This is a genomic window from Bradyrhizobium sp. (assembly GCF_049581145.1).
In the GTDB taxonomy this organism is placed as follows: Bacteria; Pseudomonadota; Alphaproteobacteria; order Rhizobiales; family Xanthobacteraceae; genus Bradyrhizobium.
The window spans coordinates 1-5,316 of the sequence record NZ_JBAURI010001041.1; the positions used below are offsets into that span (position 1 = coordinate 1).

The following is a 5,316-nucleotide window of genomic DNA, read 5'->3' on the forward strand; positions in this document are numbered from 1 at the left end:
GCCGTACCGTGTGGGAGTCTACCGAAGGTCCGCTGACAATAATCGTAAAGTCTTCCGCCGTCGCCTTTTCGATCCATTCGGGCGTGATCAATCTCGTCCGCTTACCACCCAGTTTAAACGGCAATTCATTGCTTAGGCGCGCATGCACACGAACCCACCCGTCGTGGAGACGTTCAGCATCGAGGTGGGTCACATAATCAATCCGACGGTCATGTAACGCTTTGGGCAAATCCTCCCGTACACGGGCATATAGATCTTCTTGCGCTACCACACCTTTATACCGCTCTGGATAAACCAATTGACAAAGGGTAATTGCGGCATTGACAGCCTCGACCGAATCATCCGATACGAGCGAACTGATTAACCTAGCGGCGAAGTGTTTCGCCTCTGCAGGGCTTAATTCGCGTTTCTGAAGTTCTTGCATGGCAGCGATCCGGTCTCTTGCGTCTTGGGCCCCAAGGCGAATGGCGAGTGCGACTGCTTGGTCGGAGGTTAGTGACCAAGCCTTTCCCGTTCCTTTCGACAACGCATCCCCGGCCGGCTCCCGCTGCTGTCTACCGGCATCCTGACGGCTTTGTTCCCCCTTAGCTAGGGAGGATTCGTGGCTTTTGGAGGACCCTTCGTAGCTGCGTCGCGCGATTGCCGGGCTGGGAGCGGTATCTCTGCGACCTGAACTCACATCATCCCTTTGAAATCGCTGATAGAATCCTCTATTTCTTTGGTCACTATCCGACTTAGCCATCTTCCAGGGCCGCGGACCGATGGTCGGCTTCGCGTTGTCGGTCAGGATCTCGGTCACACGCAACACCGTGAGTTCGTCGCGATAGCCGCGCTTGCGGCGCGAGTTCTTGCGGCGACGCTTCTTGAATGAGATCACCTTTGGGCCACGCTTGTGCTGCAGCACCTCGGCCGCAACGGTCGCGCCAGCCACCGTCGGCACGCCCAGCGTCGGCGTCGCACCGCCGAGCATCAGCACTTCCCCCAACTGCACGATCGTGCCGACGTCGCCGGCGATCTTGCCAATCTCAAGCACATCATCCGGAGCGACACGGTATTGGTGGCCGCCGGTTTTGATGACTGCGAACATCGCTTATTTCCTTCGTCTCCGTTCCCGGCCTCGAACCTTGGGTCCGGGCCGGCTTCTTGTTCAGTCGTTATGAGTGATTTTAGCGCAGTCCTACGGTATCGAGTTGCGACTTGCGCTGGCCCGCTTTGACAGCATGGTCGATCACATTGATCCTTTCGAAACGATTTACGTCCAAGGTGTCGTAGCGGGCACTTTCGTGGGCTCAGGCGGCCAGACGGTTCCCAAAATGCGGCCTTTAGCAACGAATTCCGCCCGTTTCGACGCCGATACCGGGCGCGCTTTCAGCTGAAAATCGGGCTCGCCGTAGACGCCATAAAACAATGCCGCCGGGTTGCGACCTTCCTCCAACGAAATTCGCCGAGCTTTTAGAAGGGCCTCGGCGGCGTGGGCGCCATCGCTCGCCATCAAATAAAAGAGGCCGGCGAAGTCTGTCATGAACCCATCGCCGAGCGCGGCCTCTGCTGCGATGACAAGTGCCGCTCCGTTGGCCCATAGCTTGGCCGCATAACCGCCCCTGCTGGCCCAGTTGGTGGTGCCCGCCCCGCAGGCATTGAGCAAGATAAAGGGCTCCGACATCAGCACGGCTTCGCGGAACGCTTGGAAGGGAAGCGCGAACTTGTCGGTCACCCTCATATGGGAAGCCTGAACGGCGCTCCCGCCCTCAATGTGAGAGTCGAATTGGACCAGTTCTTTCGGAGTCTGCGTGTCGTAAAAAAACGAATGAAAATGGCTTTTGTCGGTTGTAGTCTTTAGCGGATTGAGCGCAACTTTAGCGATGGCGCTACCAAGTCCGTCAATTGCGAGCCGGGTCTCTCCTCGGCGGACGCTTGCAAGGCTGTCGTCTTCCACAAAACCTGCTCTGGTCACGTCAGCATCCAGTTTAAAAGGCTTGTAGTCGCGTTTGACCTCCCGCGATACTATATGATTCCAGCCAAGGAAGTCTTTGTAAGTCGCGTTGGCAGGATCTTCCGCCAAACACAAGGCTTCCCAAGGCACACATACGCCGTCGCCCGTGACTCGAATGGTAGAGCCCGCGTGGGCAGAGAGCATGCTTGCGAACGTCTTACGGTCTGCGGCATCCGTAACGATTTCAGCGAACAACGCCGCTCCATTCTGAAGAACCTGCTTCATATACCCGTCACGAGTTGCCAGCGGCTCCGAGGAGTAGTCCGCGTGAGAGCGACGGCACGGCCGCGGCAACTCGCGTGCTCTACCCGCAAGCCGAGACAGCGTCTCAGTGGAGGACGTTGAATGAAACGTAACAATCCCGTGGCGCTTGATGCTTAGCGTAAATTCGCAAGTGTTGCTAAATCGGGCGTCTAGAATCTGCACTTCTTCCGTCGGAATTGAGCCCAAACCATTCATAATCGTCTTCCGCTTCTAATTCTCTAGGACACGGGAAATGACAACTCTATCTCCGAGAGCGTACCCCGCTCTGGCAGACAAGACAGTTTGAGCCCGACTCGGCCAGGCCGGGATGGCGTTACGCGAAAGACAACCGGCTCGCCGACATACCCGCCGATAACAGGATTTTCGATGCTCGCGTTGGAACCCGACAGCTGCAATGTAGTCCAGCGATCAGCGCGGCCAACCCTGCCGGCAATGCCGAGCATTGTCGGCAGCTCCCCATCGAGAACGGCCTCAACATCGACGACCTGACCTGCAACTGCCTTCTTTCCGAGCACGAGCGCAGATGGTCTTAGTTTCTCGTGCTGCACACGCTCGAACAGCTTGATGACGCGCGATGGCTCGAACGGGATCCGATCCAGAACAACCCGCCGATCGAGCAAACGACACTCGTCGCGAACAGCCTCGGCGTGGGTCGTGATGGCCAATCCCGCCGCGTGCTCGGACGAGAATCCGAGACGCGTAGGAGAGCGACGATCTTGAAGTGTCTTCGGCTCTAGGGCGTTGGAGTCGAACGGCAGCTTGTGCTGCGATTGCTGCGTGGCTAAATACTTGATTAATCGGCGCGCCTGGTGTGCGGATTTGCATGGAGCGCTCAGCCATGACCGCCCGAAAGCGAGTTGAGAACGATTAAGGTACGAAATAACCTCAAAAGGATCGCTACCCTCCTCCAACAAAGAATCGGCAATGGCGCGACACATAATGCCTTCAACGCTACCATCGAGCTGCTTGAAAATTGAAAGACCTTTGGAGCAAAGAAACGCTGTCTCTGCCCGATCGCGAGGATGGGCGACTTGATCAACAACCCGCGAAATCGGCGGAGCCCCGAGGCCAGTCCGGGCAGCCGGCGCGCCGCCCCGGAAACTGATAAAGAGCAACTCGCGGGCCAGACTCTCGGCCTCGCCTGCAAAAACCGTCCGCGCTGCGCGATCTACCGACCAGCTCATGTGTCCCCGAGAGCGCGTCGTGGCGTAGACGAACTTCTTTTCCTGCGGCTCGTAGAAGAGAATATCATCTTCTGGAGGGATAAGGCTTTCGCCTGTCCTGGCTGACACCCAACGGGCATCCCTCGTTAGCAAATCATCGATGCTGCGTGTCTTGGCGTCGCTGTGAAGGGCTAGTATCCAAACGCGCGCAGACGGCGTGTGCGGTGCACTAGTCTCAGCCCTTTGCGGTTCGATATCGAGGCCGACGTTGAGAGCGCTGCTCACCGCGAATCTGCCGACAATTGCATCAGCATCTGTGGGCAAATCGGAGGAGGAATACAAGATATAGTGGTATGAAACTGTGGAAAACCGCTGTCGCACGAGAACTCTCGCGTCTCGCCCACAACGCGAGACACCGGAGCGTGATCGGCGTTGCCCGCCCTGCGGCGCGCTCAACCGCCTCCGCCAGGTGACACGACCGGACTGCATCGCGGCCAGTGAATTCAAGTCTTCCCTCAAGGATTTAATAAAAGAATTTAAAAAAACGTCTCAGAAGGCAATTCAACCTATAAGTGAAAGTCTAAGTCAAGCGCGAATTTCAAAAATGCGGGCCGCGCCGCACAGAGTGCTTCCGGGGGCGCCTCGCGCGCTATTCCTGGGTTCACTGGTTTGTCGTGGTCCGGCTCGTCGCAGCAGCAGCTTGGAAGGGTTTCGGCGACAGAATACTTTCAAGGCGCATTCGGACAAAAGGGAGATCTAAGCGCTACTGAACCGTAATGGCGTTTCCGGCTTGTCCGAACTGGGCACAGCCCTTCAGATGTCCCCCCGCCCTCCCATCCATGGGCTGCAGACGGTCGGTTGCCAGGACACAATGCTACAATACGGCGCGCTCGCGACCCAACATGTAGGAGCCACCGTCCAGAGGCTCGGGGGTTGGAGTCGTGGGTCCGCCACATCGCTCACACTATTTCTGAAGCCCTTTTCTCTCATCGACGAGCAGCTCAATTCGCAAGGTGGCGTATTGATAGTCCGCCAAGCGCCGCCCTTCGTGCGCCATTCTTCTTCGCCTAGAATAGCGTGAGCGATTTCAGCGCAAAACGTGGGTTCATGATGCGCTCGAAGAGCGGTCGCCTAGCTCAACGCAAGGGCCTGGGTCAGTAGCGCGCCCAAACGCGAGAACCTTTAAGGGGCATCCAGCACCCGGCCGGCCACGATCTCAGTGACGAATGATGCCGCCCACATGATCCCGAGCTGAGCAGCCACGTCGCTTGCCCCCACGCGCCCCGAATAGACCCCCACAAGTCTTGTCTGGACCGGCCTTCCGAGCACGCTTCCCTCCTGGTTTTCGTAGAGATGCGCAGCCCAGCTCCGCCTTATGACCGGCGAACCGGACATACCTGGTCGCGACGCCGTATCAAGAAGGATGTGCAGCTGTTCGGGGACGATGGCTTGCGGCTCAGATGCTACACTCGCTCGCTTCCAGATCGGCAAGGCCGTCGGACCTGGTTGGAACGGGTATCCAAGAATAAAGACGTCCATTCCTATCTCTAGACGTAGCGCCGCGGCCTCTAGATCATTGAATGGATTCGGTGCCGCTGGCGGTTCAACGACGATCGGCAAGGCTACAATGTCGACCCTGTGTCCGTGCTGCGGATGCACATACCACTTGGGTGATCTATCATCCTGCCGAAGTCTGATTGTTTGGGGCACTCTGGTTGAATGAGATTTCTCTCGATTGAAGTATGCCAAAACGCTGTCCGGTTCGCCCGCGTGCGCCGACAGGTGGTCCAATGTCGACGGGTCCCTCCCGGTTAAGCGTGATCACGCATTTTGATGGTGCTTCGTCCGAGCTATTTGATGGTTGGTTGGAGCGCGGATGGCGGCCCCGACGCGCTC

Annotated in this window: 2 protein-coding genes and 1 pseudogene; all 3 read right to left on the minus strand. The window is 57.6% G+C overall.

Going from position 1 to position 5,316, the window contains the following annotated elements; all coding sequences use genetic code 11:
- Nucleotides 1-748 precede the first annotated feature (748 nt).
- Nucleotides 749-1,087: pseudogene (gene rplU / locus WCB02_RS33615) on the minus strand (50S ribosomal protein L21); the annotation flags it as partial.
- A 165-nt stretch (nt 1,088-1,252) separates the two neighbouring features.
- Nucleotides 1,253-2,218, minus strand: a complete 966-nt coding sequence (locus WCB02_RS33620) for a hypothetical protein (protein ID WP_423965248.1) — start codon at nt 2,216-2,218, stop codon at nt 1,253-1,255.
- Between the two features lie 257 nt (nt 2,219-2,475).
- On the minus strand, nt 2,476-3,762 hold the full coding sequence (locus tag WCB02_RS33625) for a hypothetical protein (RefSeq protein ID WP_423965250.1): 1,287 nt from the start codon (nt 3,760-3,762) through the stop codon (nt 2,476-2,478).
- Nucleotides 3,763-5,316 lie beyond the last annotated feature (1,554 nt).